Here is a 24,028-nt window from a genome sequence, read left to right on the forward strand (position 1 = left end):
AGTCAGTCGTTGAGCAAGCGCCCGTGACGCAGCGCTTCGCGCCCCGCCACCTTGGCCAGCCAGAAACCGGGTTGGGCATAACGCAGCCGTTCAATGGCAAACAGCACCCCGGACGTACCAGCACACACCGTGCTGACCCGATCCGATAACGGATCGATCACTTCGAAAATCTCGTCGCCGGCTTCGATCCACTCACCAGGCTTACGCAGAAAACTGATCACGCCAGGGTGCGGCGCGAACAGCAATTCAGTGCCTTCGAACGGCATGCCTTCGCAAGCGTCCTGCGCAGGCTTTGGCCATTCGCCGCTGATCAAACCCTGTTCGGCGAGGAACGCCAGAATGCCCTCGGCGTGAGCGCAGGCTTGCGCGCGACCGGTGTCGGCCTGACCACCTAATTCAATGGTAGTCGCCAGGCAGGCCAGGGGAATCTGCGCATCCGGGAACAGACGCGACAAACGCAGCCACGGCAGCGAACAGGCTTCGTCGAAGGAACTGCCGCCAGAATCTTCCGCCAGCAAACCAACCTTCACGTCCAGGTGCGCGGCGAGCGAACGCCATTGCGGCCAGTGCTGCGGCAAGGCGTACATGTGCAGCGCCGCGTCGGTATCGCAATGCAAGTCCAGCACCACGTCGGCAGTGCAGGCATGGCTGAGCAAGATGCGTTGCATGCCTTGCAACTGACTGGCGGCCGGTGGCAACGCAGCGAGCACATCGCCCATGGCCTGACGGATCAAGCGGATATTGGCGTGTGGATCATCACCGAGGTGCCCATCGAGCTCGGCGGCCACGGGCGCGCTGAGCTCGACGAAATCGCGGTTGAAATTCTTGCCGCTGCCCGCTTCGAAACGTCCTTGATGATTACCCTGAAGCAGTTGATCGAGGCCCACCGGGTTGGCCACCGGCACCAGTTCGATCACACCGTTGAGCAAGCCTTGGGCTTCAAGTTCGCTCAGGCGTTTTTTCAGTTCGAAGGCCGTGCGCATGCCCGGCAGCTCATCGGCGTGGAGGCTGGCCTGAATGTAGGCCTTGCGCTCGCCACTGCCGAAGCGGAACACCGAAATATGGCGTTCGCTGCCCAGGTGGCTCCACGGCAATGCATGATCGATGCGTTCCATATCAATGCTTCCGCGGGGCCATATAGCCCAGCCAGCGGCGCTCGGCCAGTTTGAACAGGCGCACCAGAATGAACGTCAGGCACAGGTAGAACACGCCGGCGGTGATGTAGGCTTCGAACGGCAGGTAGAACTGCGCGTTGACCGTGCGCGCGGCACCGGTGATGTCGATCAGGGTCACGATGGATGCCAGACTGGTGGTCTGCAGCATCATGATCACTTCGTTGCTGTACTGCGGCAGTGCCCGGCGCAGGGCCGACGGCAGCAAAATCCGCTTGTACAGTTTGAAGCGCGACATGCCCATGGCCTTGGCCGCTTCGATCTCGCCGTTCGGCGTGGCGCGCAGGCTGCCGGCGATGATTTCGGCGGTGTAGGCGCTGGTGTTGATCGCGAAGGCCAGGCACGCACAGAACGTCGCGCTGGACAGCCACGGCCAGAGGAAGCTTTCACGCACGGCTTCGAATTGCGCGAGCCCGTAGTAGATCAAGAACAGCTGCACCAGCATCGGCGTGCCGCGGATCACATAGGTGTAGAGCCAGGCGCTCATGTTGATGACGGGATTTTTCGAGACGCGCATCAAGCCCAGCGGCAAGGCGCACAGCAGGCCGAAAAACAGCGACAGCGCGAGCAATTTGAGGGTGGTCACCAGGCCGCCCAAGTACAGCGGCATGGCCTCCCAAATGACGTTGTAGTCGAAGATCATAGATCAGCCGCCCTTACGCCTACCGAGTAGCGCTTCTCAAGGTGACGCAATGCCAGCAACGAGACACTGGTGATCACCAGGTACATCGCCGCCACTGCGAGGAAGAAGGTGAAAGGCTCGCGGGTAGCATCTGCCGCCTGCTTGGCCTTGAACATCATGTCTTGCAGACCCACCACCGAAATCAGCGCGGTGGCCTTGGTCAGTACCAGCCAGTTGTTGGTGAAGCCCGGAATCGCCAGACGAATCATCTGCGGCACCAACACCCGGAAGAACACCTGAAAACCGTTCATGCCGTACGCCATGCCGGCTTCTGCCTGACCCTTCGGGATCGCCATGAAGGCGCCGCGGAAGGTTTCCGACAGGTACGCACCGAAGATGAAGCCCAGGGTGCCGATACCGGCGGCCAACGGGTTCAGGTCGATGTAGTCGTCAAAACCGAGCATCGGTGCGACGCGGTTGAGCAGGTCCTGACCACCGTAGAAAATCAGCAGGATCAGCACCAGGTCGGGAATACCGCGGATCACCGTGGCATACAGATCGCCCAGCCAGGCCAGCCAGCGCACCGGCGAAAGACGCAGCGAAACGCCGATCAGACCCAGAACAATGGCCAGGACCATGGACGACAAGGCGAGCTGAAGCGTCAGCCATGCGCCATCGAGGATGACAGCCCCGTAGCCTTTCAACATGATTCAGGTCCTCGAAAGTTGGGATGAAAAAATGGCGCAAACCTCAGAGATCCTGTTGCTTGCGCCATTTCGGACTTGTCGCTTGGACGTGTTACTTGCCGTAAATATCGAAGGCGAAGTACTTGTCCTGGATTTGCTTGTATTTGCCGTTCTCGCGAATGGCAGCGATCGCGGTGTTGATCTTGTCTTTCAGCGCGTCGCCCTTGCGAACCGCGATACCCACGCCGTCGCCGAAGTATTTGACGTCGGTGAAGGCCGGGCCAACGAAGGCGAAACCTTTGCCGGCGTCGGTTTTCAGGAAACCGTCATCCAGCAGCGTAGCGTCTGCCACGGTGCCGTCGAGGCGACCGGCAGCCACATCGAGGTAAATTTCGTTCTGCGAACCGTAAGGCTTGATCTCGGCACCCAGCGGGGCCAGGACTTCACGGGCGAAACGCTCGTGGATCGAACCACGTTGCACGCCGATGTTCTTGCCCTTCAGCTCAGCCAGGCTGTCGCTCACGGCAGTGCCGGACTTCATGACCAAGCGCGCCGGGGTGTTGTAGTACTTGTTGGTGAAGTCCACGGACTTCTTGCGGTCTTCAGTGATCGACATGGACGACAGGATCGCGTCGATCTTGCGCACCTTGAGGGCCGGGATCAGGCCGTCGAACTCTTGCTCGACCCAGACGCACTTGACCTTCATCTCTTCGCACAGGGCGTTGCCGATGTCGTAGTCGAAACCAACGATGCTGCCGTCCGGCGCTTTGGAAGCGAACGGAGGGTAAGCCGCTTCGATACCGATTTTTACGGGCTTGTCATCAGCAAAAGTCGGCAGGGACAGCACGGACAGTGCCAGGGCGCCAAGCAGCACGAGTTTCTTCATCTTGGGACTCCATCGGTAAAGGGCTAAAACGGCAGAGTGAGCGACAGCCCAATATGCGAATGAGTGAAACCGCAAAGCAGTGCTACGTCCTAGGAAACCCACGCTGTTTTCAACGCAGGCAACGACGAGCGAGTGATCGGCATTCTAACGACAGGCCCGAAGCCGATATTTCTTCAATGCGACAACAAATTACAGATGCACTGAGAAAGCCGTTTGGGCGCGTTGACAGCCTTGCAATTTCATGCAAGAGCAAAAGAGAGTGAACCGATCTATGCTGCAAATTGCGGGCCTATTATTGGCAAAGCCTTCTAATCCGGCAAGCGCAGCGTGGTGTCTTATTTTTCATGGGCGGTTTTGAGGCCCGTAGCGGTGGATTTGCGTTTCTCAATGCCCCGTCATCGGGCGGGAGGTTACACATTCAGTTACTTGAAGGGTGATGGGTAACAGTGGGAATTGACCTACAGAAGTAGTCGATAATTATTGGTCGTTGTTGATGTGGTGTCTGACAGGACGCCTTCGCGAGCAAGCCCGCTCCCACAGGTTTTTCGGGATGTTGTTCAGATTGCATGCACGCCACAGATCCTTGTGGGAGCGGGCTTGCCCGCGATGAGGCCCGCCCTGCCAACACAAAACCATCAGACAAAAAAAGCCCCATCCGGCATGACACCGAACGGGGCTTTCACTGACTCAAGAACCGCCGTTAAGCGACGTTCATAGTCCTGTGTTCATCAATCAAATGCTGCACCACACCCGGATCGGCCAGGGTGGAGATATCCCCCAACCCATCGTATTCAGCCGTAGCAATCTTGCGCAAAATGCGGCGCATGATCTTGCCCGAACGGGTTTTCGGCAGCCCCGGCGCCCACTGGATCACATCCGGCGAGGCAATCGGCCCAATCTCTTTACGCACCCAGTTTTTCAGTTCCAGGCGCAGTTGCTCGGTCGGCTCTTCGCCACCGATCAGGGTGACGTAGACATAGATGCCCTGGCCCTTGATGTCGTGCGGCACACCGACCACGGCTGCTTCGGCGACTTTCGGGTGAGCGACCATCGCGCTTTCGATCTCGGCGGTGCCCATGCGGTGGCCGGACACGTTAAGTACGTCATCCACGCGACCGGTGATCCAGTAGTAACCATCCTCGTCACGACGCGCGCCGTCACCGGTGAAGTACATGCCGCGGAAGGTCTTGAAGTAGGTGTCGACGAAACGGTCATGGTCGCCGTACAGCGTGCGCGCCTGTCCCGGCCACGAGTCGAGAATCACCAGGTTGCCCTCGGCAACGCCTTCGATGATGTTGCCCAGGTTGTCCACTAGCGCCGGTACCACGCCGAAGAATGGACGTGCAGCCGAACCCGGCTTGAGGGCGTGAGCTCCCGGCAGCGGGCTCATCATGTTGCCGCCGGTTTCGGTCTGCCACCAAGTGTCGACGATCGGGCAACGGGACTGGCCGACGTTCTTGTAGTACCAATCCCACGCTTCCGGGTTAATCGGCTCACCGACCGAACCCAACAGACGCAGGCTGCTGCCATCGGCGCCTTCAACAGCGGCTTTGCCCGAGGCCATCATCGCGCGGATCGCGGTTGGCGCGGTGTAGAGGATGTTGACCTTGTGCTTGTCGACGATCTTCGCCACCCGGGTGATGTCCGGATAGTTCGGCACGCCTTCGAACAGCAGCGTGGTCGCGCCATTGGCCAGCGGGCCGTAGACGATGTAACTGTGGCCGGTGACCCAGCCGACGTCGGCGGTGCACCAGTAGACTTCGCCCGGACGGTAGTCGAACACGCGCTCGTGGGTCATGGCTGCATACAGCAGGTAACCGGCGGTGGTGTGTTGTACGCCCTTCGGCTTGCCGGTAGAACCGGAGGTGTAAAGGATGAACAGCGCTTCTTCAGCGCCCATCTCTTTCGGCGCGCAAACACTGCCCGCCACTTTCATCAGGTCTTCGTACCAGATGTCGCGATGCTGGTTCCACTTGATGTCGCCACCGGTGCGCTTGCACACGATGACTTTCTGGATGCTGCTGGTTTCCGGGTTGGTCAGCGCGTCGTCGACGTTGGTCTTGAGCGGGATCTTCTTGCCGGCGCGAATGCCTTCGTCAGCGGTGATCACCACTTTGGATTTGCAGTCGATGATGCGACCCGCCAGGGCTTCCGGCGAGAAACCACCGAATACCACCGAGTGAATCGCGCCGATCCGGGTGCATGCCAACATGGCGACCACGGCTTCGGGGATCATTGGCATATAGATAGTCACCACGTCGCCGCGGTGTACATCCTGACCGCGCAAGGCGTTGGCGAACTTGCAGACTTGTTCGTGCAGTTCACGGTAGGTGATGTTGCGGCTTTCGGCAGGGTCATCCCCTTCCCAAATGATCGCGATTTGATCGCCGCGCTCGGCCAGATGACGGTCGAGGCAGTTGTAGGAAACGTTCAGGGTGCCGTCGGCGAACCATTTGATGTCGACATGGTGATCGTCGAAGGAAGTCTGCTTGACCGTGGTGAAAGGCTTGATCCAGTCGAGGCGCTTGGCTTGTTCACGCCAGAAGCCGTCCGGGTTGACGACGGACTGCTGGTACATGGCCTTGTAGGTCGCCTCGTCAGTCAGCGTATTGGCCAGAACCTCGGGACGAACGGGATACAGGGAAGCCGCACTCATCTTTTCTACCTCGGTGGAATAGTTGTTTTTGTATGGACCCAGTTGTAGCCGGGGCGGGCCTATAGAACCATTCGACGATGGTAGTAACAAGCCCCTACAAAATGTGGCTATACCTCGACGAAGCGCTCAAACGCGGTGATTTCAGGGGCTGTGAGCGTTTATGAAATAGGCTTCATCCGCGAGCCAAAAGTCGCTTTTCCGGGGATTGTTACAGGATCTGTCAAAAGTGTTTATCAAAAGCACGGCTATATGAATGCACCCCCCACGCCTAAAATCAGCCTCGCCAACAAGGCAACGTGATTAACCAAGTTGCAGCCCCCACGAAGGCCGTTAATCCAAAACCCGGTAATGAAGTTCCACACGCAACCCCAAAAAGGTTGCGTGACCCTACTCGACTTCTAAAAGGTAAATCCGAAATGAAAGCTTTATTAGTTCTGGCCCTCAGCAGTCTGTGCGCCACCGCCATGGCAGACGAGGTCCCGACTGATGTCGCACAGCAAAAACCCGCCATCGAGGAATACACTTACTCGACTCACCTGGACATCGCCAAAGTTGTTTCCATGAGCGAAATCCCGAACGTCTGCGAAGTTGTTCCGGCAAAAATGGAATACGACGACTCCAAAGGTCAGCGCCACATTCTGCGTTACAGCGTCATGGGTAACGGCTGCTCCAACGGCTGATCCACCCGCTCTCACTTTCCCAAGGTTCGACCCACCCGCCCGCTATTTAAGGCAGATGAAGCGCCGAACCTTACATATCGTTTTATTCGATTGTTTTAAGCATTTATTTGCGCTTTTCAATCAAATTAGTTGGCGTAGTATCAATTCCACACCAAGGCACAAAACGCCAACGAACCTGGAGCCACACCATGAAAACCAAACTGATCATCGCCCTGACCCTCTCTGTCCTGGCTGCCAACACCTTCGCCGCTGACGGTTACGACCGCACGGGCTCGGCTGCTTTCAATACATCGGCGGCTGTCGCTTCTGACGGTTACGACCACACCGGTTCGGCGTCCTTCGCTTCCGATGGCTCCGATCACACCGCTGCGGGCAAACTTGCTTCTGATGGTTTTGATCACACGGGCGCCGCCAAAGTGGCTGCCGATGGTTCAGATCACGTTGGTGCTGCCAAGGTCGCTGCCGATGGTTCTGACCACGTTGGTGCAGGTCGCCTCAGCTGATTAATGTGCGCGACTTCACAGCCCGACTTCGGTCGGGCTTAGTTGTGTCTGGAGCTGCCGAAAACCGACTCAAAACACAACATGTAGTGGAAAAGGCGGTTTTTGATTGTTTTTTGAACAAAAATAATTGAGCGCCAAATTTTATGAAAAAAAAATCTGCACCCGCGATACCAGTCAAAGCCCTGTAAACCCTCACTCCGGCCTAAAAACGCCCCCTGCCTACCCTTCTCAGTGCCACTTCGTCGCACCACTCGACCGAAAATTTCCCTATAATGCGGCGTAAATCGGGCCTGCAATATTCCCTTACAGGGGAACAAGCCAGTCTGAAGCCCACGCAGAAGCTGTTCACACTTTCTGCGCCCGTCAGTGGCCTCAGAACACCCGTACAAAATTCTGTTTATTGCCTGCGTTGTACTGCTGCAAAAAACGATTTCCTTTAGATCCAACGCGGCCAGTACGGCCGTGTGAAAAACCAACCTATCAGTTTTCACACGGGCATCTGGCCCTCACGCAGGAGACGACACGTCATGCTGAGCTGGGACGAATTCGACAAAGAAGACAGCGGCGAAACCGTGGTAAAAGGCGCCAACGCCGGCCACGCGACTGAAGCCAACATGGACCGCCTCGACACCGCCGGTGGTGTCGCTGCTCAAGAAGCTCGCGCCGTGACCGCGTCCGATTCCGCCGCAATCGCCCGTGCCAAAGCTGCCCTGGACAACCTCGACATCGCCGAAGGCCTCGCCGAACTCGAAGGCGCCTCCGCCCGTGTGGCTGTCGACGAAAAGCGCATGATCAACTGCCGCGCCGACCTCAACCAACTCGTGCCATTCAAATACGACTGGGCCTGGCAGAAATACCTGGACGGCTGCGCAAACCACTGGATGCCGCAAGAAGTCAACATGACCGCCGACATCGCCCTCTGGAAAGACCCGGAAGGCCTGACCGACGACGAGCGCCGCATCGTGATGCGCAACCTCGGCTTCTTCTCCACCGCCGACTCCCTGGTTGCCAACAACCTGGTCCTGGCCGTGTACCGCCTGATCACCAACCCGGAATGCCGCCAGTACATCCTGCGCCAGGCGTTCGAAGAGGCGATCCACACCCACGCCTACCAGTACTGCATCGAATCGTTGGCCATGGATGAAGGCGAGATCTTCAACATGTACCACGAGATCCCATCGGTCGCGAAAAAAGCCACCTGGGGCCTCAAATACACCCGTTCGATCTCCGATCCGAAGTTCGAAACCGGCACCGTCGAAACCGACAAAGAACTGCTGCGCAACCTGATCGCCTACTACTGCGTTCTGGAAGGCATCTTCTTCTACTGCGGCTTCACCCAGATCCTCTCCATGGGCCGCCGCAACAAAATGACCGGCGTCGCCGAGCAGTTCCAATACATCCTGCGCGACGAATCCATGCACCTGAACTTCGGCATCGACGTGATCAACCAGATCAAAATCGAAAACCCACACTTGTGGGACGCTGAAATGAAGGAAGAAGCTTCGCAGATGATCCTGCAGGGCACTCAGCTGGAAATCGAATACGCGCGTGACACCATGCCTCGCGGCGTACTCGGCATGAACGCGGCGATGATGGAGGACTACCTGAAGTTCATCGCTAACCGTCGTCTGTCGCAGATCGGTTTGAAAGAAGAGTATCCAGGGACGACTAACCCGTTCCCTTGGATGAGCGAGATTATGGACTTGAAGAAAGAGAAGAATTTCTTTGAGACTCGGGTTATTGAGTATCAGACTGGTGGGGCGTTGAGCTGGGATTGATTTCCTATAGCTGGCCGCGATTTATTCGATAGAACCTGATGTGATAAATCGAAAAACAAAAAGCCCCGATCTGATCGGGGCTTTTTTTATTGAGTAGGAAAACTTATTACTCATCCCACGCCTCTGCGCAAAAAAACCTACAGCACTTCCAGCTACTTCCGCATTGATCCCCATTCAAAGCATCTCTAAGCTCCATTGCAGGTGCCTAAGAAACACCCAACGTAGAAGCTACCTCCTCACACAGAATTGCGTTTGTCTCAAAGACATATGCGCAACTTTTTGTTTGAAAGAGATAGCTAGTTGGGATTTCTTAAGTCCTCTACGTCGGGTATGGCTCTCTCCAAATTCATACGTAGAGGTTATGAATATGCCTACAACAAACCCACACCGCTCTCCTTCCGTTTCGGAGATCGGTCATGTCTGATCACTTCGTTCCAACGGTCTTCACCCGCCACAACCTCCACCTCCACGCCCTTCTCCTGGAAAACCAGCCATGGTTCTGCGCCCGCGATCTGGGTCGCTTAATGGGGCTCCATCTGAGTGATCGTGTCGTCAGCAAACTGGACGAAGATCAGCGGCATACGCTGTTGATTTGCTACCACGGCCAACCAGAGAAGCGGTTGATGCTCAGTGAATCAGGTGTGTATGCGCTGCTGGTCTATCACTACGCGCCGGGGCATCGGTTGTTGCGTGAATGGTTGACCCATCAGGTGGTGCCGGCCTTGCGCGACGCGGAGCAGTCGAACAATGCGGATCGGCCAATGTTGAGTTTGTTGGATTGGCCGGAGATGTCGTTGAGTCTGTTGCATTGGCAGGATGACGGTTGGATTCGCCTGCGGGACATGCCTTATCTGCTGCTCAATCGCACGCGGCGGCGGGTGCCGATGGTTAAGCCTTGGTGGCGGAGGGTTTTAGAAGTATTTCAATCTTCAAAGCATTCGGTGGGTTAGAGCGCGATTTCTTGTAGGAGTCGACTGAGCGAGGCGTCGCTCTTTTCCGTAGGAGTTTTCGTAGACAGTCGTAATGGCCACTCAGTATCGTCCGAGGGTTTTCAACCCTCGGCGATTGTATGGACACGGAAAAGAGCAACAGCGATTGGAGTCACGCGGAGATTCAGGCAGCGGTCGATGCTTATCTCAGCATGCTGTCACGCGAGCAAAGCGGTCAGAAGATCAATAAAGCTCATGAGAACCGAGTCCTGCGCGAGGGTGCTTTAACGGGCCGCACCAAAGGCTCGGTTGAGTTTCGGATGCAGAACATTTCCACCGTGCTGGTCGAACTCGAACGAGATCGCATTGAGGGATACAAACCCGCCAAGAATGTCGGTGCGAATGTGGCGCGTAGCATTCGTGAAGCGCTGAACGCGCCTAGCACCTTAACGCCGGACGACTTTGCCCCGACCGCTGATGAGGCAACGCTAGAACGACGTGCAGCCAAACTTGAAAAGCAACCGCTCAAGGCTGAGCCGAAGGGGATTTTGAAACCGCAACAAATACCCAGTTCGGGCAACTCTTTTGTACGCGATCCTGTAGTTAGAGCCTGGGTCCGAAAAGAGGCTAAGGGTATCTGCGAGGGTTGCGGAAAACCGGCGCCGTTTGAAAAGGATGGCAGGCCGTTTCTTGAGGTTCATCACGTTAAGCATTTGGCGCAACAAGGATCGGATCGCCCGAGCAATGCTGTGGCGCTGTGCCCGAACTGTCATCGACGTTGTCACCATTCGAGTGATCGGGATGAGTTCACTGCTTCGCTTTATAAGAGAGTGGAGCGGTTGAAGTTTGAGTGATCGAGCCTGCAAAACTTCATCGGCACATATGCACGAAGGCGGCGGGTCGCAAGGACTCTGCGCTGCCATCCTGATAAACAGCGACATCTCCTAACATCATTCAAGACGCGTCCTACAGCCCCAATGTGTCCCGTTCGTTAACGTCGCGCAGCCCCTTTTCAGAGGGCTGCCGATGGATGAACGAAAGGATGATCAGTGGCTGGCAACAAGGACATTCCCCGGATTAAAAATCCACCCTCCGGTGATGGGCATCACGTCACCTACCGCTACATGACCGCCACCGAACTGGCCGAGCGGGATGCTAGACAAAAAGCTTACGAGGCCATGCTCGCAAGGCAAGACGCCTTCGAACGCGGCCGTCAGGTCATGGCTGAAAAGCAAAAGCCCACTCAAGCCGGATGTGTCTTCGCCAAGTCCTGCAAGCTGCCGGACGCCATCATCGATTATTCGAATCCCTCAGGGATGGTGCCTACCGATAGCCTGAAAGACTACGGTGACCTGATTCTGCTGGGTGCTCGCGAAGCGGATGTATCGGGCGCTGTGCCACTGAAGAAGATCAGTAGCACAGCGATTCCCGTCGGTCTGGGCTCCCTCGCCTTGGCCGGCTCGGCACTTGCCGCTGCTCCCGTGGCCGCCGCAGGCGCCGTTGCAGCAACGCTGGTTGGCCTTGTTGCGCTGGTCACACAATCGAATCTGGGCGACAGCTCGCTTTACACCGAAGATCAACTCCGTGCACTCAAGCAGGCCCGTACCCGCGTTCGCCTGCGAGTCGAGCAACAGACTGACGGCAGCCTCAAGGGATACGGTTTCTACACCGGCAAAAATCGCGATTGGGAAATGGTTGATGTCGTGCAGTTCGCGTTGCGCGGCAGCCAGCAGGTGGCAGACCTGGGTGACGGCATTGAACTGATCTGGACACCGGCTGTAGATGGTTCCGACTTCCTGGGCATTCCGGCGCTGGAGGCTGCCCCGCAAGCACCGCATATCTGGGTTTACCCACCGACGAAAGCGGCTGACAGCATCATCGTGAACCCGGTGTATCCGCCGGAGTACAAGGATTTCATTCTGGTGTTTCCGGCGGGGTCACTCGTGAAGCCGGTGTACATCGTCATGAGTATGCCGGGGGATCATAAGTATTACGATGACCCGGAAACCCTTCCTGCCTTCCCCGACACGACCCGCGTGAAATCGAAAGCTTCAGTTCAAGGCGGAGGTAAAAAACGAGCTCGTTGGTTAGACCGTAAAGGGCGGATATATGAGTGGGACTCCAAAAGCGGTGCAGTTGAGATGTACGATAAATTAGGAAACCATCTGGGCGAGTTTAATCATTTAACGGGAGAACGAACAAAGGACGCTAAGCCAGGTAGGAAGACCCCAAAGTGACCCAAGAGAGAAAAAACATGCGCTATCTTTCCATCACCGGCTTTTACCCCGATGAGAAGCAGGACGATACATTGCAGTTCGAACTGGCTCTAAAGGATTACGAGCTCAACCAGATTCTGGCTCAACTGACTGAGTCAAAAACCCTCGAAGAATTAGAGCCCGGTGAACTGCAACTTGCTGAACATCAAGTCAGGCAGATTGCAGATTTACTCAAAATTGATTTCCCAGAGGGACTGGAATACTTCATCGGAACACGCGCAGGCACCTAGACAAATCCGGCTCGGCATTCGCCGCTGCTCCCATGGCCGCGGCGAGCGCCGTAACAGCAACGCTGGTTGGCCTTGTTGCGCTGGTCACCCCATCGAGTCTCGGCGACAGCTCGCTTTACACCGAAGACCAACTCCGTTCGCTCAAACAGGCCCGCACCCGCGTTCGCCTGCGGGTCGAGCAACAGACTGACGGCAGCCTCAAGGGGTACGGTTTCTACACCGGCAAAAATCGCGATTGGGAAATGGTGGATGTCGTGCAGTTCACCTTGCGTAGCAGCCAGCAGGTGACTGACCTGGGTGACGGCATTGAACTGATCTGGACACCGGCTGTGGATGGTTCCGAAATCCTGGGCATTCCGGCGCTGGAGGCTGCCCCGCAAGCACCGCATATCTGGGTTTACCCACCGACGAAAGCGGCTGACAGCATCATCGTGAACCCGGTGTATCCGCCGGAGTACAAGGATTTCATTCTGGTGTTCCCGGCTGATTCGGGGGTAAGGCCGGTCTATGTCGTTGTCAGTATTTCTCATCATTACTACCCGAAGCCACATACATTGCCGGCCTTCCCGGATGCAAAATGGGCCCCAGGCAAAAACCCGCATGAAGGGCGGGGGCCTACGTCCTCGTTGGAAGGATAAAAAAGGCACGATTTACGAATGGGACTTCCAGCACGGCGCAGTGGAGAAATACAACAAACGCGGAAAACACTTGGGCGAGTTTGATCACGCATCAGGCAATCAGACAAAACCTGCAGACCCAACGAGGACGGTAGAGCCATGAAGCACACGGTGATGGGTATCTATGAGGGAGAAGACTTTGCTTCTTATGAGAACGTGCTTCCGATCAAAAGCGAGGAGCTCGCGATATTGATGGGCTGGAAGGATCAAGAGGACTATGTGTATGACTACCAATTGACGAAGGATCAAATTACAGCCATTGAACAGGCCTGCTCGGTTTCGTTTCCATCCGATCTCATTCTTTTTTTAACCACCAGTCAAAATTGACGTGTGATGGGTTAACGGTGTTTTGAAAGTCACACAATCGAATCTGGGCGACAGCTCGCTTAGAAGTGCATTCTTCAGCCCCATTTCCACCATGGCATTCAGTTGCTCTCCTATGACTACCAAGTTGCGTTCGTCTATCGAGACAAGTGGCCATCGAAGTGATAGTGGACGAAAGAGCCAATACAAAAAAAGACTGATCTTCTGGTCGGTTTTTGTTTACGCGCTTTCTTCGCTCAATGCGAAACGCGGCTCGTCAGCTCGTGCTTGCCGGGGCTGGGGCTGCTGCGCAGCCAACGGGGGCAAGCCCCCTCGCCACAGATTGGTGGTCGGCTTGGGGAATATGGTGTTCTTATGAATCGCGAGCAGGCTCGCTCCCACAGGGATTTGCAGCAGGTTTGGGAGCATCGGCGTCCCGCCCCCCTCACGAACGTGCCGAAACCACCCTCACCCCATACTGCGGAATAATCCCGTCCGCGGTGACTAACTCCAGCCCTTCCGCCTGAGCCTGGGCAATCAACATCCGATCAAACGGGTCGCGATGAATCTCCGGTAACTTTCCTGCCTGCTGTCCATGGAACAGCGAAATCGGCAGTTTGGTGAAACCCTCGTCTTCAACCAGCGCCTCAAGATCCACTGGAGCCTCCAGCATCCCTTTAGCCTGCTTGATCGATATCTCCCAGATCGAAGCGGCGCTCACCAAGACCTGATTGCGCGGCTCCCCGATCATCTGTCGAGTATCTGCGCCCAGTGCAGGATCATCAGACAGCCACCAAAGAAACGCATGGGTATCCAACAACAAGCGCCTCATAGACGGCCCTCAAATCCATCGATGATGTCCTCGGGGGTCTTGTCAAAATCTGCAGACATCCGAATCTTCCCCTTCAACCGGCCAGGCTTGCGCGCCCGAGGTGTATCGACATGAGGCAGCAGATCGAGATAAGGCTTGCCGGCCTTCGCGATCACGACCTTGTCGCCATGCCATACACGTTCAGCAAGTTGGGAGAGTTGGGATTTTGCTTCGTGCATGTTTACTTGCACCAGTTCATTCATATGGCACCTCCATAGAGTTAGCTAAGCTAGCCTAAGCTGGAGATTTCCAATAGGCAAGGTGTCGAGCTGACCGCTTGTCAAAAAACGAGCTTGACCGAGAAAATCGACAATGCGTTCAACCAGAAGCCCCCTGGTGTTCTTAGGTTTTTCGCGAGCAGGCTCACACCCACAGAGCTGGTGAGTTGCCGCAGATTTTATTGTGTTCTGAAAACAGTCAGTGCAACCCGCCCCGCCTCCCGCTATTAATACCCTTCCCCCCTCAAGGACCCGAGCCTGCCATGAAATTCGACCTCGCCTACTGCCTCAGCCTCGACGACAAGCTGTCGATCTATGACGTGCGCGATTTGAATTTCGACGAAACCATGGATTTCGACTCCGCCAAAGAACACTTCCAATGCCCCAACGATGCCTGTCGTTTGGCCTTCGATGCGGCGAATGTCTTGACCACGTTCAACGCCAAGAACGTGAATTACGTTCGCACGCCGCACTTCAAGAACATTCCTAGCACCCGGCATGTGGCGGATTGTCCTTATGCGAGTCTCAAGGCATCGGCGTCTGGGATGGACTCGGACGGTACGGAATCGGATGACAGCCGCGAGGAGCATTTCCCGTCGGAGTTGTTGCTGACTCGGCGCGAGTATGTGCGTAAGCCGTCGAACCCGGCGGGGGCTGCGGATGTTCTGAGGGACGATCCGAAACCTCTTACAAAGCCCAGCGATACCGAGCATCCGAGCCGAGAAACAGCACCGGACAAGACCAGTGTCTTCGCCCATCCGGTGGAATGTTTTGTGTCCAATTTCGAGGACAAGGAACTACTCAAGCGTATGCCGCTGAAGATTGGCGAGCACACCGCGCCCTACGGATCGTTCTTCAAGAAGATCGAGTATCTGCAGGACAACAAGGGGCTGATTTACTGGGGCAAGATCAAGGAGATCAAGGATTACACGCAGAGCTTTCGTATCGATTTCGAACAGAAGGTCTGGTTCAAGCAAGCGGACGAGGCGAAGAAGAAGCCTTATTCAGTCAACGTTTACCTGAGCAAGAAGTTGATCGACAACTACCGCAAGCGCAAAGCGTTTCTGGAAGAGATCAAGCACGCCATCGAGAGCGGGAAAGAGTTGTATTGCTTCTTTTATGGCGTGACGCCGGAGTTGAAGCAGGTGCCGAGCAAGAAAAACCCCGAGCAGACGTTCGGGGTGTTCAGTGCGAATATCGAGAACCTGGATCACTTTATTGTTCGTGAAGCGCCGGGACTCAAGGGTTAAAAGACCGAGCCGCGGCGTTACCACGATGGCTCATTGCGCTTCGAGTTTAAGCTGCCTTTCAAACGCCCATATCTCCCGTTTCATTTCCATGCGCCGCTCACAAGCCGCCTTAACAGCAGCCTCATCCAAGCCTCCATAACGGCCGCGTTTGTAAAACACGTACTCACCGCAACTCTCCAGGAAACGCTCCATCATCGGCTCGTCATCGATCCAGCGAAGGATGTCGTGCTGTCCCGCATGGCGCATCAGGCCGTTTATCCAACGCTCGGCAAAACGATGAACAAAACCGTCGAGATCCGCTTTTTTAGCGTCCGCGAAAATCATGCAATAACGGGTTTGCACATGGATGACTAACAACACGTGCTTGCGTTGGACGGTGATGGCGTGGACCAGCCATTGCTCGGCGGATTCGGTTGCCTCATCGTCCTCGATAACGGGCGATGGTGGTTTCTCCACCGGAGTAATTTTCTTACCCTTGTTCACGCGGCTGAAAAAGTTGCTGGCCGCTTCGGTGCAGTTGAAGATCAACATCCTGGTTCTCTGGTCAATGGTTGAAAAATGCTATGAGTCTTTAGCCCATTCAATCTCAAAAGGCTGGCGAACGGCGTCGGAAATTCTCTGCCGTAATTCCTCACTCAGAACTGACAACTCCTCATCGCTCAGCAGGTCATACGCGACCATTAACATCAAGGATAACCAGACATCCGAGCGTCGACCTGTGTTGAATGCACTCGCCAAATCCTTGTCCCGACTCCGCATCAGGCGATAGAGCGTACGAAACCGAGCGTGCGCTGATAAAGCCTCGTTTTGCGCGATAGTCTGGGCATTAGCAAGAACGCCTTGGCAGAAGCGATCCAGCGCCAGTTCGTGGAGTTCCTGGTACTTCTTCCAATCACTGTCGGATATCGACATGGCACCCTCCTTCACTGGATTTGTGCGATACCGCGCGGCGCGGTTTACCGTACCAACATGCTCAGCATCACGATTATCAACAATCCAATATAGACCCAAGCATGTATTCGATCCGGTATCCGCCCGATCCACGGCGAAGCCAACCGAATGCCCACCAACGACCCGACCGTCAACACCGCAAACGCCAGCACATCCACATAGCCGACAAACCACGTCCCAAGATCAAACTCGGTGAAACCGGCCATGGACATATAAGTCAGCGTCCCGGCCAGCGCCACGGGCACACTCAGCGGATTGGCCATGGACGTCGCCTGACTCATGCTCAACCCACAACGCCGCAACAACGGCACGGTCATGACGCTCCCTCCTACACCGAGAAACGTGGCGATGGTGCCGATTCCTACACCGCCGCCAGACACTTCTCCCCTTCCCAATCGTCGTGGGATTCCGACAGCGGATTGCGTAAGAAAACCGCGTCTGAACAGGCAATCCAGAATCGTCACGCCGAGGTAGGCGATGAAGGCATAGCGAATCAGCTCGCCACTTGCCCACATCGCTGCAACTGCGCCGACGATCGCGCCCAATCCAATGAATCCGCCCAACGGCCACAGGTAATGGCGAATGAGATTACCGGCGCGGTGGTGTTTTCCGGTGGCGATCAGCGCATTAACGATCATCACGCAGGTCGAGGTGGCGACAGCGATGTGCATTGCCGATTGGCTAATGGGGTGGTCGGCACCGTGACTGGCCAGGAGCATGCGGTAGAGCAATGGCACGACGACGAATCCGCCGCCGAAGCCGAACAGCACGGCGGTGACGCCGGTCATGCAGCCGAAGAGTGCCAGCAAGAGATAGAACATCGTGCGTCGTCCGTTGGTTGAGAGTGGTCGACGATAGAGCGATGTGTCTTGGCCTGCCTCAGTAAGTCAGCCAATAATGTTTGCGTTTACGCCAACCACTGGATGTTGCTTCGATGCGCAATGTTTCGATTGATCTGCTGGACCACACGCCACGGCCGGTGGTGGCCATCGGTACGGATTATTCCCACGGTCATTTGTTGCCCCGTCATACGCATCGGCGGGCGCAGTTGTTGTATGGCGCCACGGGGGTGATGCAAGTCAGCAGTCACGACGGCAACTGGGTGGTGCCGCCGCAGCGGGCGGTGTGGATTCCGGCGGACGTGCCCCATGAGGTGTTGATGCTGGGCGTGAGCACGCGCAGTTTGTACATCGAACCGGGGGCGGTGGATTTGGGCAGCCGTTGCCAGGTGATCAGCGTTTCGCCGTTGATGCGGCACTTGCTAATGGAGGCGGTGGAGATTCCGCTGGAGTACGAGGAGGCCGGGCGCGATGGCGCGCTGATCGACTTGTTGCTGCACGAACTGGCGCGCAGCGCTCACCTGCCCTTGCACATTCCGCTGCCAGTTGATGCTCGGCTGCTCGCGTTGTGCCAAGGCTTCCTGCAACGGCCCGACGCTCATCAATCGCCGCAACAATGGGCCGATCAGATGCACATCAGTCTGCGCACGTTCAATCGTCTTTTTCGCCAACAAACCGATCTGAGTTTCAGCCAATGGCGGCAGCGGGCCTGCGTGGTGCTGGCCCTCGCGCGCTTGGCGGTAGGCGAACCGGTGACGCGGATTGCCCTGGATTTTGGCTATGACAGCCCGGCGGCGTTCTCGACCATGTTCCGTCGCGTACTGGGGCAGGCGCCGTCCGTCTGGCTGGAGGGGGCGAAATAGAAAAAATCAAAAAATCAATTTGATCCGGGCGCAAAACAACTGTACAAAAACACAGTATTTTTTGAATCAACACTCTTGAGCCCGGAGAACACCATGGCCTCTCTTGCGATGAAGATCACCCTGGAACGTATCGCCCTTTTCCAATTCACCCCCGCGCATTGCGCCCAGGCCCGGGCGATGCTGGATTGGAGTGTTGATGAGTTGTCTTCAGAGTCTGGGGTTTCCGTTGATGCCATTGAGCGGTTTGAGGCGGAGCTTGATGTGCTGGATGTCACGCGGCTGGCGTTGGCTTATCGGTTTGAATCGGAGGGGTTGGTGTTCTTCCCGGGGTTTGCTCCGGGGCGCGGGATGAACGTGAAAGGGTCTACACCGAATCCGGTGGGGCGGGCGGATTATGCGATGGTTGAGTGACATGGCAGGTCGTAGCTCCAACACCTACTAAACGCTCGAGCTACGACCCGGCCTACACCAATCAGTGCCTACGGCTTGAAAGCTGGTGTTTGTCGCGCATGGGAAGCTTGTTCATAACCGTAAGCCAATGCCAGAAGTCTGGCTTCACTCCAGCGGGTTCCGAAGAAGAACACCGAGGTGGGCACTCCGTCATCGTCCACTCCGGAAGGCATCATGATGCCGGGATAACCCGCCAGTGGTATGACGTTCAAGCCAGGTGAGCCGACATCCAACACCAGCGCATCCAGTTGATGCGTAACCAGCAGACTATCGATGACCGCCGCGTTTTCACTTTGAATTTTTTTCCACAACGCGTTGTAGCTGCTCTCGTCAAAATCAAGTTTGCTGGCTGCGTCAAATATGGCTTGCCCATAACCTTCGGCACCGCGAGCGTTCTCGTTGTAGTGCAGGAGGTCCTCCAGGCTGCGGACCGCAAGACCGGTTCGCGTCGCAAGATAATCGGGTAGGGACCGTTTGAACCCCATCAAAAACGCTTCATCCACCCGTTCCGATTCGGGGTCGTTGAACGCAACCGGGATAAGTGTGGCGCCTGCGGCCTGCATGACTTCCAGCGCCCGGGAAAACTGAGGGTCGCTTTGTGCCGCCTCGCCGCTTGTATCGAACTTGACCGGGTAGCCAATCCGCCGTCCAACCAGCGCGTTTGGACCCAGCGATTGCGTGTAGTCAACGCCGCTGAGGGCCTGAGGCTTTTTGATCGATTCGGCGTCGTCATTACCGGTCATGGCATTCAATAGCAATGCAGCGTCGCGAACGGTGCGCGCCATTGGCCCGGGGGTATCGACGTTGTAATTGACTGGAATGATGCCACTGCGACTTAGCAGGCCGACGGTAGGCTTGAGGCCCACTACGCCGTTGAGGGAGGCCGGGCAGATAATCGAGCCGGAGGTTTCCGTTCCGACTGCCAGCGGTGCAAAACCTGCGGCAACCGCCGCGCCAGAGCCGGAGCTTGAACCGCATGGCGAAAAGCTCAACACATGCGGATTTTTGGTCTGCCCGCCTCGGCTACTCCAACCGTCGGGAATGGCTGCGTCGCGAAAGTTGGCCCACTCGCTGAGGTTGGTTTTCCCCAGAATCACCGCCCCGGCCGCTCTGAGCCCTTGCACGATGAAGGCATCCTGCGCGGCAGGTTGCCCGACCATGGCCAAGGAACCGGCACTGGTTTGCATCGAGTCGGAGGTATCGATGTTGTCTTTGAGCAGCACCGGAATGCCATGCAGCGGCCCGCGGATATGCCCTCGTTGCCGCTCCTGATCCAGCGACTCGGCAATCGCCAACGCATCGGGGTTGAGCTCGATGATCGCGTTGATCGCGGGCCCTTGTTTATCCAACGCATTGATCCGTTGCTGCAGGTGCTGCACGAGTCCTGCGGCAGTCAGCTGATTGCGCTCCATTCTCTGACTGATTTCATCAACACTTAAATATTCCAGTCTTGATTCCGCTGCTGGCATTTGCGCATGGGCGGCGCTTGCAATCGAAAGCAGGACAATCTGGGCCAGCCGCGTCATGCAGCCGTTTAATGTTACATCCATGTAAAAAGATCCTTGTGATGATTGATCGTGAGTGAATGAGCTCACTCGTTATCCAGCCTACAGAAGCGGCTGGAAATGTCCGTCATCACTTATCTTCAGTTCACGTATGAATGTTCGCTCTCATCTGTAGCCGCTTCAGCCAATGGTCTGTTGATCCTGGTACACCTGCTGCTCAACCTCCAACCACCAGGCGCCGCCCCGCTGCGGGTGCTTTACATTAAATGCCTCGCCCATTTGCGGCGTGGTGATCGACACACTCCGCTCCCAGGCCAGTGCGAGGATGCGGTCGAAGGGTTCGTACCAGGCGTGCATCGACAGGTCGAACGTGCCGTTGTGAATCGGCAGCAACCAGCGGCCTTTAAGGTCGATGTGCGCTTGCAGGGTTTGCTCGGGTTGCATGTGAACATGCGGCCACTCGACGTTGTAGGCGCCGGTTTCCATCAAGGTCAGATCGAACGGGCCGTACTGTTCGCCGATGCGTTTGAAGCCGTCGAAGTAGCCGCTGTCGCCGCTGAAGAAAACCCGTGTGTCGCCGTCGATCATCACCCAAGACGCCCAGAGCGTGCTGTTGCCATCGAACAGGCCGCGACCGGAGAAGTGTTGCGATGGCGTGGCGATGAACTGGATGCCATCGACTTCGGTGCCCTGCCACCAGTCCAGTTGCCGGACTTTGCTGGCATCGATGCCCCACTTGATAAGAGTGTCGCCCACGCCCAGTGGGGTGAGGAAATACTTGGCCTTGTCCGCCAGTTTCAGGACGGCTTGATAATCGAGGTGGTCGTAGTGATCGTGGGACAGGATCACCGCCTCAATCGGCGGCAGGTCATCCAGGCTGATCGGCGGCTGGTGAAAACGCTTGGGGCCGGCCCATTGCACCGGCGAGGCGCGTTCGGCGAAGACCGGGTCGGTGATCCAGAATTTGTCCCGCAGCTTGAGCAATACGGTGGAATGGCCCAGCCGGTACACGCTGTGATTGGGTGCGGCGATCAGGGCGGCTTGAGTCAGGGTTTGCACCGGCACAGGTGCGCTCGGGCGGGTGTCGCGGGGTTTGTGGAAGATCACGTTCCACAGGATGCGCAGGGTTTTGCGAAAGCCTTCGCGCTTCACGGGTGCATGGTTTCGGAAAAGTCCTTCAACCTGAAGGGAAGCTTCAGGCGTGGAGGCGTTTTCCGCAGGAGAAGTAGAATTGGCCATGAATACTCCAGAAAAACCGCGAAGAGTCCTGTTTTCACGGTGGGACGATAATTGGCCAAAGCACGCACGCATCAGCCGGGGATTGCATTGTTCACTGCACAGGATTAACGGAACATTACACTGAGCAGTGTAGTTTCTAGGTTGCATCAAAGCCGATCGCAAGTAAACTGCTGAGTGTAATTCTCCACTTCTTCCTGCCGAAGCGTATTTATGACAGTTCCACAGCGCCTCACCGACCGAAAACGCCAAGCCATCATTCAGGCGGCGATTGCCGAATTCCGTGCCAACGGTTTCGACATCACCAGCATGGACAAGATCGCCGCCACCGCAGGCGTGTCGAAGCGCACGGTGTACAACCACTTTCCCAGCAAGGAAGAGTTGTTCGCCGAAATCCTCAATCAATTATGGGCGCGGGTGACAGCGGAACAGGAAACGCCCTACCGCAACGACCAACCCTTGCGCGAGCAAATGCGCCTGATGCTGATGGCGAAATTGCAGATGCTGGCCGATGACAATTTTCTCGACCTGGCGCGAGTGGCCATCGCCGCCACCATCCATTCCCCCGAGCGCGCCCAAAATATGGTCGCCCGCATGGGTGAGCGCGAAGAAGGCCTGACCGTGTGGATTCGCGCCGCCCAGGCCGATGGCCGCTTGAAACCGATTGATCCCGAATTTGCCGCGCAACAGGTCCAGGGCCTGCTCAAGTCATTTGCGTTCTGGCCGCAGATTTCCATGGGCCTGCCGGGCTTGTCGCCCGAGAGGCAGAACGCCGTTGTGGAGTCAGCGCTGGATATGTTTCTGGCCTGCTACCAGCTGCCATAAATGACAACTGTCGGTTGCGTTGTCGAACGATCGGTCGCTCTGAATTAAACGCCGCAATGTGTTTCAGAATGAAACTGGCGCTGGGGCTATAGTGAGCCTCAGTCCCAGCGCCATGCAGAGAGCACCATGACCCGCACGACCACCGAAACCAAGCCCGCCGCTCCCGTCGATCATCTGCGCTTCCACCGCCCCCACGCTCACTTGGCGCCCACCTTCGGCAACGACAAGTTCGCCCTGCGTGCCGAGGCCTTCGCGCGGTTCTTCGGCACGCCGACCTTTCTCGGCGCACAAACGCTGATTGTGGTGTTGTGGGTTTGCCTAAACCTGTTCGGCGTGGCCCATTTCGACCTCTATCCGTTCATCCTGCTCAACCTGGCGTTCAGCCTGCAATCGGCTTACGCCGCGCCCTTGATTCTGCTGGCACAGACCCGTCAAGCTGCGCGGGACAAAGCCCAGTCCGACGCCGATGCACAGCACCGCGAAGCACTGGCCGTGGCCAACGCCGAACGTCAGGCACAGGCCGCGCAGAACACCGCGCAATTACTGGAACTGCTCGAGCAAAACACCCGCCTCACCGAAATGACCAAGAACCTGACCGAGCGCATCGAAAGCCTGACCACGGAAATGCATCAGCACGTTTTGCGCAAGGATCAACCGCAGACCTGACCGGCCTCACGGCAATTTCAGCGCGCGGCCCAATTCGTCAAACAGGGTCACCACCGAGCGCAAGGCGCGGCAGTCCGGGCGGGTCAGTAACCAGAGCGCCGTGTCGTAGCCGTGTAACGGTTCGCTCAATGGTTGCAACCCGTCACCGATCAAAAAGTCCGGCAATGCCGCGACACCGAGTCCGGCCCGCACCAGCTCGGTCACCGACAACATGCTGTTGCAACGATAAGCCGGTGTCACGCCGGGCAACTGCTGACGGCGCCACGCGACGGTGGGGTGATCGGGGAGGAAATCGTCCGGGGCGATCCAGGTCAGCGAGGCCAAATCGTCGGCATCGACCGATCGCAGATAACCCGCACTGGCGCAGACCCGGTAGGAAATATCCGCGAGACGCCGCCCCACCAAATGCTCTGGTGGTGTGCGGGTCAGGCGCAGGGCGATGTCGGCGTCCCGACGGCTGAGGTTGGCGAAGTCGTTGGACGTGCTCAGCTCGATGGTCAGCGCCGGATAGCCGGGCATGAACCGCGCCAGCGCCGGCAACAACAAACCTTGCAGGACCGAATCGGTACAGGTCAGGCGCACGGTGCCGCTGATGACTTCACCGCCCTGCTCCACCCCGATGCGCGCCGCCTCCAGCGCTTGTTCGGCCCGTTCAGCCTGTTCGGCCAGGGTCTGCGCCAGGGTGGTCGGCAAGTAACCGGCGCGGCTTTTTTCGAATAGTTGCTGGCCCAGCGCGGCTTCCAGTCGGCGCACGGCGCGAAACACCGTCGACACGTCGACCTTCAACAGCGCAGAAGCCCGGGCCAGAGAGCCGCCGCGTATCAGCGCGAGGATCAACGCCAGGTCCGGGTAGTCCAGTCGATAGTGCGTCGCTGCATTGATCACTTGGGATAACGCCAATGTTGAGTGCGTGAACGCCAATCTATAGTGGATGCCAGGAATCAACAAGCGTCGAG

26 protein-coding genes and 1 pseudogene are annotated in these 24,028 nt (G+C 56.9%); 14 read left to right on the forward strand and 13 right to left on the reverse strand.

Features of this window, described 5'->3' with window-relative positions:
• Window positions 1-2 precede the first annotated feature (2 nt).
• The 5 genes from ACA055_RS22870 to acs all read right to left on the reverse strand — a co-directional run bounded on the left by ACA055_RS22870 (window position 3) and on the right by acs (window position 6,022).
• Window positions 3-1,115, reverse strand: coding sequence for a M14 family metallopeptidase (locus ACA055_RS22870; protein WP_497680700.1), 1,113 nt, complete (start codon window positions 1,113-1,115; stop codon window positions 3-5).
• Between the two features lies 1 nt (window position 1,116).
• A complete protein-coding gene (locus ACA055_RS22875) occupies window positions 1,117-1,815 on the reverse strand; it encodes an ABC transporter permease (protein ID WP_497680701.1) in 699 nt (232 codons plus the stop codon).
• Window positions 1,812-2,501 (reverse strand): ABC transporter permease, encoded by a 690-nt coding sequence (locus ACA055_RS22880; RefSeq protein ID WP_497680702.1) that lies wholly within the window; start codon window positions 2,499-2,501, stop codon window positions 1,812-1,814. The genes ACA055_RS22875 and ACA055_RS22880 overlap by 4 nt, the downstream gene beginning before the upstream one ends.
• A gap of 91 nt (window positions 2,502-2,592) precedes the next feature.
• A complete protein-coding gene (locus ACA055_RS22885; protein ID WP_497680703.1) occupies window positions 2,593-3,366 on the reverse strand; it encodes an ABC transporter substrate-binding protein in 774 nt (257 codons plus the stop codon).
• Window positions 3,367-4,066: 700 nt separating this feature from the next.
• The gene (acs, locus tag ACA055_RS22890) at window positions 4,067-6,022 is read right to left on the reverse strand and encodes an acetate--CoA ligase (protein ID WP_497680704.1); all 1,956 of its coding nucleotides are present in this window, start codon (window positions 6,020-6,022) and stop codon (window positions 4,067-4,069) included.
• 416 nt (window positions 6,023-6,438) lie between these two features.
• Between acs and ACA055_RS22895 the strand changes: the two genes are divergently transcribed.
• The 9 genes and pseudogenes from ACA055_RS22895 to ACA055_RS22935 all read left to right on the forward strand — a co-directional run bounded on the left by ACA055_RS22895 (window position 6,439) and on the right by ACA055_RS22935 (window position 13,422).
• Window positions 6,439-6,702 carry a DUF2790 domain-containing protein gene (locus tag ACA055_RS22895; RefSeq protein WP_497680705.1) on the forward strand — a complete coding sequence of 88 codons (264 nt, stop codon included), beginning with the start codon at window positions 6,439-6,441 and terminating at the stop codon, window positions 6,700-6,702.
• A 188-nt stretch (window positions 6,703-6,890) separates the two neighbouring features.
• On the forward strand, window positions 6,891-7,205 hold the full coding sequence (locus ACA055_RS22900; protein WP_497680706.1) for a hypothetical protein: 315 nt from the start codon (window positions 6,891-6,893) through the stop codon (window positions 7,203-7,205).
• 527 nt (window positions 7,206-7,732) lie between these two features.
• Entirely contained in the window at window positions 7,733-8,983 is a 1,251-nt protein-coding gene (locus ACA055_RS22905; RefSeq protein WP_008034875.1) for a ribonucleotide-diphosphate reductase subunit beta, read from the forward strand.
• 416 nt (window positions 8,984-9,399) lie between these two features.
• Window positions 9,400-9,933, forward strand: coding sequence for a BRO-N domain-containing protein (locus tag ACA055_RS22910; protein WP_497680707.1), 534 nt, complete (start codon window positions 9,400-9,402; stop codon window positions 9,931-9,933).
• A 119-nt stretch (window positions 9,934-10,052) separates the two neighbouring features.
• A complete protein-coding gene (locus ACA055_RS22915; protein WP_497680708.1) occupies window positions 10,053-10,766 on the forward strand; it encodes an HNH endonuclease in 714 nt (237 codons plus the stop codon).
• A 195-nt stretch (window positions 10,767-10,961) separates the two neighbouring features.
• Window positions 10,962-12,149, forward strand: a complete 1,188-nt coding sequence (locus ACA055_RS22920) for a colicin E3/pyocin S6 family cytotoxin (protein ID WP_497680709.1) — start codon at window positions 10,962-10,964, stop codon at window positions 12,147-12,149.
• A 17-nt stretch (window positions 12,150-12,166) separates the two neighbouring features.
• Window positions 12,167-12,418 (forward strand): pyocin S6 family toxin immunity protein, encoded by a 252-nt coding sequence (locus tag ACA055_RS22925; RefSeq protein WP_497680710.1) that lies wholly within the window; start codon window positions 12,167-12,169, stop codon window positions 12,416-12,418.
• 5 nt (window positions 12,419-12,423) lie between these two features.
• Window positions 12,424-13,198, forward strand: a pseudogene (locus tag ACA055_RS22930) (colicin E3/pyocin S6 family cytotoxin); the annotation flags it as partial.
• Window positions 13,195-13,422, forward strand: a complete 228-nt coding sequence (locus ACA055_RS22935) for a DUF7683 domain-containing protein (protein WP_497680711.1) — start codon at window positions 13,195-13,197, stop codon at window positions 13,420-13,422. The pseudogene ACA055_RS22930 and the gene ACA055_RS22935, both read left to right, overlap by 4 nt.
• Before the next feature lie 421 nt (window positions 13,423-13,843).
• Here the strand turns inward: ACA055_RS22935 and ACA055_RS22940 are convergent, their stop codons facing one another.
• Both ACA055_RS22940 and ACA055_RS22945 read right to left on the reverse strand, forming a co-directional pair.
• Window positions 13,844-14,215 carry a type II toxin-antitoxin system VapC family toxin gene (locus ACA055_RS22940; protein WP_497680712.1) on the reverse strand — a complete coding sequence of 124 codons (372 nt, stop codon included), beginning with the start codon at window positions 14,213-14,215 and terminating at the stop codon, window positions 13,844-13,846.
• An 11-nt stretch (window positions 14,216-14,226) separates the two neighbouring features.
• On the reverse strand, window positions 14,227-14,472 hold the full coding sequence (locus ACA055_RS22945; RefSeq protein ID WP_497680713.1) for a type II toxin-antitoxin system Phd/YefM family antitoxin: 246 nt from the start codon (window positions 14,470-14,472) through the stop codon (window positions 14,227-14,229).
• Between the two features lie 278 nt (window positions 14,473-14,750).
• Here ACA055_RS22945 and ACA055_RS22950 point away from each other — a divergent pair, with 278 nt between their 5' ends.
• On the forward strand, window positions 14,751-15,737 hold the full coding sequence (locus tag ACA055_RS22950) for a hypothetical protein (protein ID WP_497680714.1): 987 nt from the start codon (window positions 14,751-14,753) through the stop codon (window positions 15,735-15,737).
• A gap of 30 nt (window positions 15,738-15,767) precedes the next feature.
• On the opposite strand, the gene ACA055_RS22955 is transcribed toward ACA055_RS22950, so the two are convergent.
• Genes ACA055_RS22955 through ACA055_RS22965 form a run of 3 tightly spaced genes read right to left on the reverse strand, consistent with a single transcriptional unit; the run spans window position 15,768 to window position 17,509 of the window.
• Window positions 15,768-16,268, reverse strand: a complete 501-nt coding sequence (locus ACA055_RS22955; RefSeq protein WP_497680715.1) for a DUF6933 domain-containing protein — start codon at window positions 16,266-16,268, stop codon at window positions 15,768-15,770.
• A gap of 30 nt (window positions 16,269-16,298) precedes the next feature.
• On the reverse strand, window positions 16,299-16,649 hold the full coding sequence (locus tag ACA055_RS22960; protein WP_497680716.1) for a hypothetical protein: 351 nt from the start codon (window positions 16,647-16,649) through the stop codon (window positions 16,299-16,301).
• Window positions 16,650-16,693: 44 nt separating this feature from the next.
• The gene (locus ACA055_RS22965; protein ID WP_497680717.1) at window positions 16,694-17,509 is read right to left on the reverse strand and encodes a sulfite exporter TauE/SafE family protein; all 816 of its coding nucleotides are present in this window, start codon (window positions 17,507-17,509) and stop codon (window positions 16,694-16,696) included.
• 113 nt (window positions 17,510-17,622) lie between these two features.
• On the opposite strand from ACA055_RS22965, the gene ACA055_RS22970 reads away from it, so the two are divergent.
• The gene (locus ACA055_RS22970; RefSeq protein WP_497680718.1) at window positions 17,623-18,390 is read left to right on the forward strand and encodes an AraC family transcriptional regulator; all 768 of its coding nucleotides are present in this window, start codon (window positions 17,623-17,625) and stop codon (window positions 18,388-18,390) included.
• Window positions 18,391-18,483: 93 nt separating this feature from the next.
• Window positions 18,484-18,801, forward strand: a complete 318-nt coding sequence (locus ACA055_RS22975) for an XRE family transcriptional regulator (protein WP_497680719.1) — start codon at window positions 18,484-18,486, stop codon at window positions 18,799-18,801.
• Window positions 18,802-18,869: 68 nt separating this feature from the next.
• On the opposite strand, the gene ACA055_RS22980 is transcribed toward ACA055_RS22975, so the two are convergent.
• Both ACA055_RS22980 and ACA055_RS22985 read right to left on the reverse strand, forming a co-directional pair.
• Window positions 18,870-20,390 carry an amidase family protein gene (locus ACA055_RS22980; protein ID WP_497680720.1) on the reverse strand — a complete coding sequence of 507 codons (1,521 nt, stop codon included), beginning with the start codon at window positions 20,388-20,390 and terminating at the stop codon, window positions 18,870-18,872.
• A 135-nt stretch (window positions 20,391-20,525) separates the two neighbouring features.
• Window positions 20,526-21,584 carry an MBL fold metallo-hydrolase gene (locus tag ACA055_RS22985; RefSeq protein ID WP_497680721.1) on the reverse strand — a complete coding sequence of 353 codons (1,059 nt, stop codon included), beginning with the start codon at window positions 21,582-21,584 and terminating at the stop codon, window positions 20,526-20,528.
• 210 nt (window positions 21,585-21,794) lie between these two features.
• On the opposite strand from ACA055_RS22985, the gene ACA055_RS22990 reads away from it, so the two are divergent.
• Both ACA055_RS22990 and ACA055_RS22995 read left to right on the forward strand, forming a co-directional pair.
• Window positions 21,795-22,406, forward strand: a complete 612-nt coding sequence (locus ACA055_RS22990; protein WP_497680722.1) for a TetR/AcrR family transcriptional regulator — start codon at window positions 21,795-21,797, stop codon at window positions 22,404-22,406.
• A gap of 126 nt (window positions 22,407-22,532) precedes the next feature.
• Window positions 22,533-23,072, forward strand: coding sequence for a DUF1003 domain-containing protein (locus ACA055_RS22995; protein WP_497680723.1), 540 nt, complete (start codon window positions 22,533-22,535; stop codon window positions 23,070-23,072).
• Between the two features lie 6 nt (window positions 23,073-23,078).
• Here ACA055_RS22995 and ACA055_RS23000 read toward each other — a convergent pair whose 3' ends face one another.
• Window positions 23,079-24,020: a LysR family transcriptional regulator gene (locus tag ACA055_RS23000; protein ID WP_497680724.1), complete on the reverse strand. Its 942-nt coding sequence runs from the start codon at window positions 24,018-24,020 to the stop codon at window positions 23,079-23,081.
• Window positions 24,021-24,028 lie beyond the last annotated feature (8 nt).

This window comes from Pseudomonas sp. LBUM1657 (assembly GCF_059716075.1).

Bases quoted from the DNA above. Each gene is read 5' to 3' on its own strand.
- ACA055_RS22905 (WP_008034875.1), top strand. From the start codon at position 7,733: ATGCTGAGCTGGGACGAATTCGACAAAGAAGACAGCGGCGAAACCGTG.
- ACA055_RS22995 (WP_497680723.1), top strand. From the start codon at position 22,533: ATGACCCGCACGACCACCGAAACCAAGCCCGCCGCTCCCGTCGATCAT.
- ACA055_RS22925 (WP_497680710.1), top strand. From the start codon at position 12,167: ATGCGCTATCTTTCCATCACCGGCTTTTACCCCGATGAGAAGCAGGAC.
- ACA055_RS22880 (WP_497680702.1), bottom strand. From the start codon at position 2,501: ATGTTGAAAGGCTACGGGGCTGTCATCCTCGATGGCGCATGGCTGACG.
- ACA055_RS22955 (WP_497680715.1), bottom strand. From the start codon at position 16,268: ATGTTGATCTTCAACTGCACCGAAGCGGCCAGCAACTTTTTCAGCCGC.
- ACA055_RS22945 (WP_497680713.1), bottom strand. From the start codon at position 14,472: ATGAATGAACTGGTGCAAGTAAACATGCACGAAGCAAAATCCCAACTC.
- ACA055_RS22985 (WP_497680721.1), bottom strand. From the start codon at position 21,584: ATGGCCAATTCTACTTCTCCTGCGGAAAACGCCTCCACGCCTGAAGCT.
- ACA055_RS22885 (WP_497680703.1), bottom strand. From the start codon at position 3,366: ATGAAGAAACTCGTGCTGCTTGGCGCCCTGGCACTGTCCGTGCTGTCC.
- ACA055_RS22875 (WP_497680701.1), bottom strand. From the start codon at position 1,815: ATGATCTTCGACTACAACGTCATTTGGGAGGCCATGCCGCTGTACTTG.
- ACA055_RS22975 (WP_497680719.1), top strand. From the start codon at position 18,484: ATGGCCTCTCTTGCGATGAAGATCACCCTGGAACGTATCGCCCTTTTC.
- ACA055_RS22965 (WP_497680717.1), bottom strand. From the start codon at position 17,509: ATGTTCTATCTCTTGCTGGCACTCTTCGGCTGCATGACCGGCGTCACC.
- ACA055_RS22980 (WP_497680720.1), bottom strand. From the start codon at position 20,390: ATGGATGTAACATTAAACGGCTGCATGACGCGGCTGGCCCAGATTGTC.
- ACA055_RS22950 (WP_497680714.1), top strand. From the start codon at position 14,751: ATGAAATTCGACCTCGCCTACTGCCTCAGCCTCGACGACAAGCTGTCG.
- ACA055_RS22910 (WP_497680707.1), top strand. From the start codon at position 9,400: ATGTCTGATCACTTCGTTCCAACGGTCTTCACCCGCCACAACCTCCAC.
- ACA055_RS22960 (WP_497680716.1), bottom strand. From the start codon at position 16,649: ATGTCGATATCCGACAGTGATTGGAAGAAGTACCAGGAACTCCACGAA.
- ACA055_RS22900 (WP_497680706.1), top strand. From the start codon at position 6,891: ATGAAAACCAAACTGATCATCGCCCTGACCCTCTCTGTCCTGGCTGCC.
- ACA055_RS22915 (WP_497680708.1), top strand. From the start codon at position 10,053: ATGGACACGGAAAAGAGCAACAGCGATTGGAGTCACGCGGAGATTCAG.
- ACA055_RS22990 (WP_497680722.1), top strand. From the start codon at position 21,795: ATGACAGTTCCACAGCGCCTCACCGACCGAAAACGCCAAGCCATCATT.
- ACA055_RS22895 (WP_497680705.1), top strand. From the start codon at position 6,439: ATGAAAGCTTTATTAGTTCTGGCCCTCAGCAGTCTGTGCGCCACCGCC.
- acs (WP_497680704.1), bottom strand. From the start codon at position 6,022: ATGAGTGCGGCTTCCCTGTATCCCGTTCGTCCCGAGGTTCTGGCCAAT.
- ACA055_RS22870 (WP_497680700.1), bottom strand. From the start codon at position 1,115: ATGGAACGCATCGATCATGCATTGCCGTGGAGCCACCTGGGCAGCGAA.
- ACA055_RS22970 (WP_497680718.1), top strand. From the start codon at position 17,623: ATGCGCAATGTTTCGATTGATCTGCTGGACCACACGCCACGGCCGGTG.
- ACA055_RS22935 (WP_497680711.1), top strand. From the start codon at position 13,195: ATGAAGCACACGGTGATGGGTATCTATGAGGGAGAAGACTTTGCTTCT.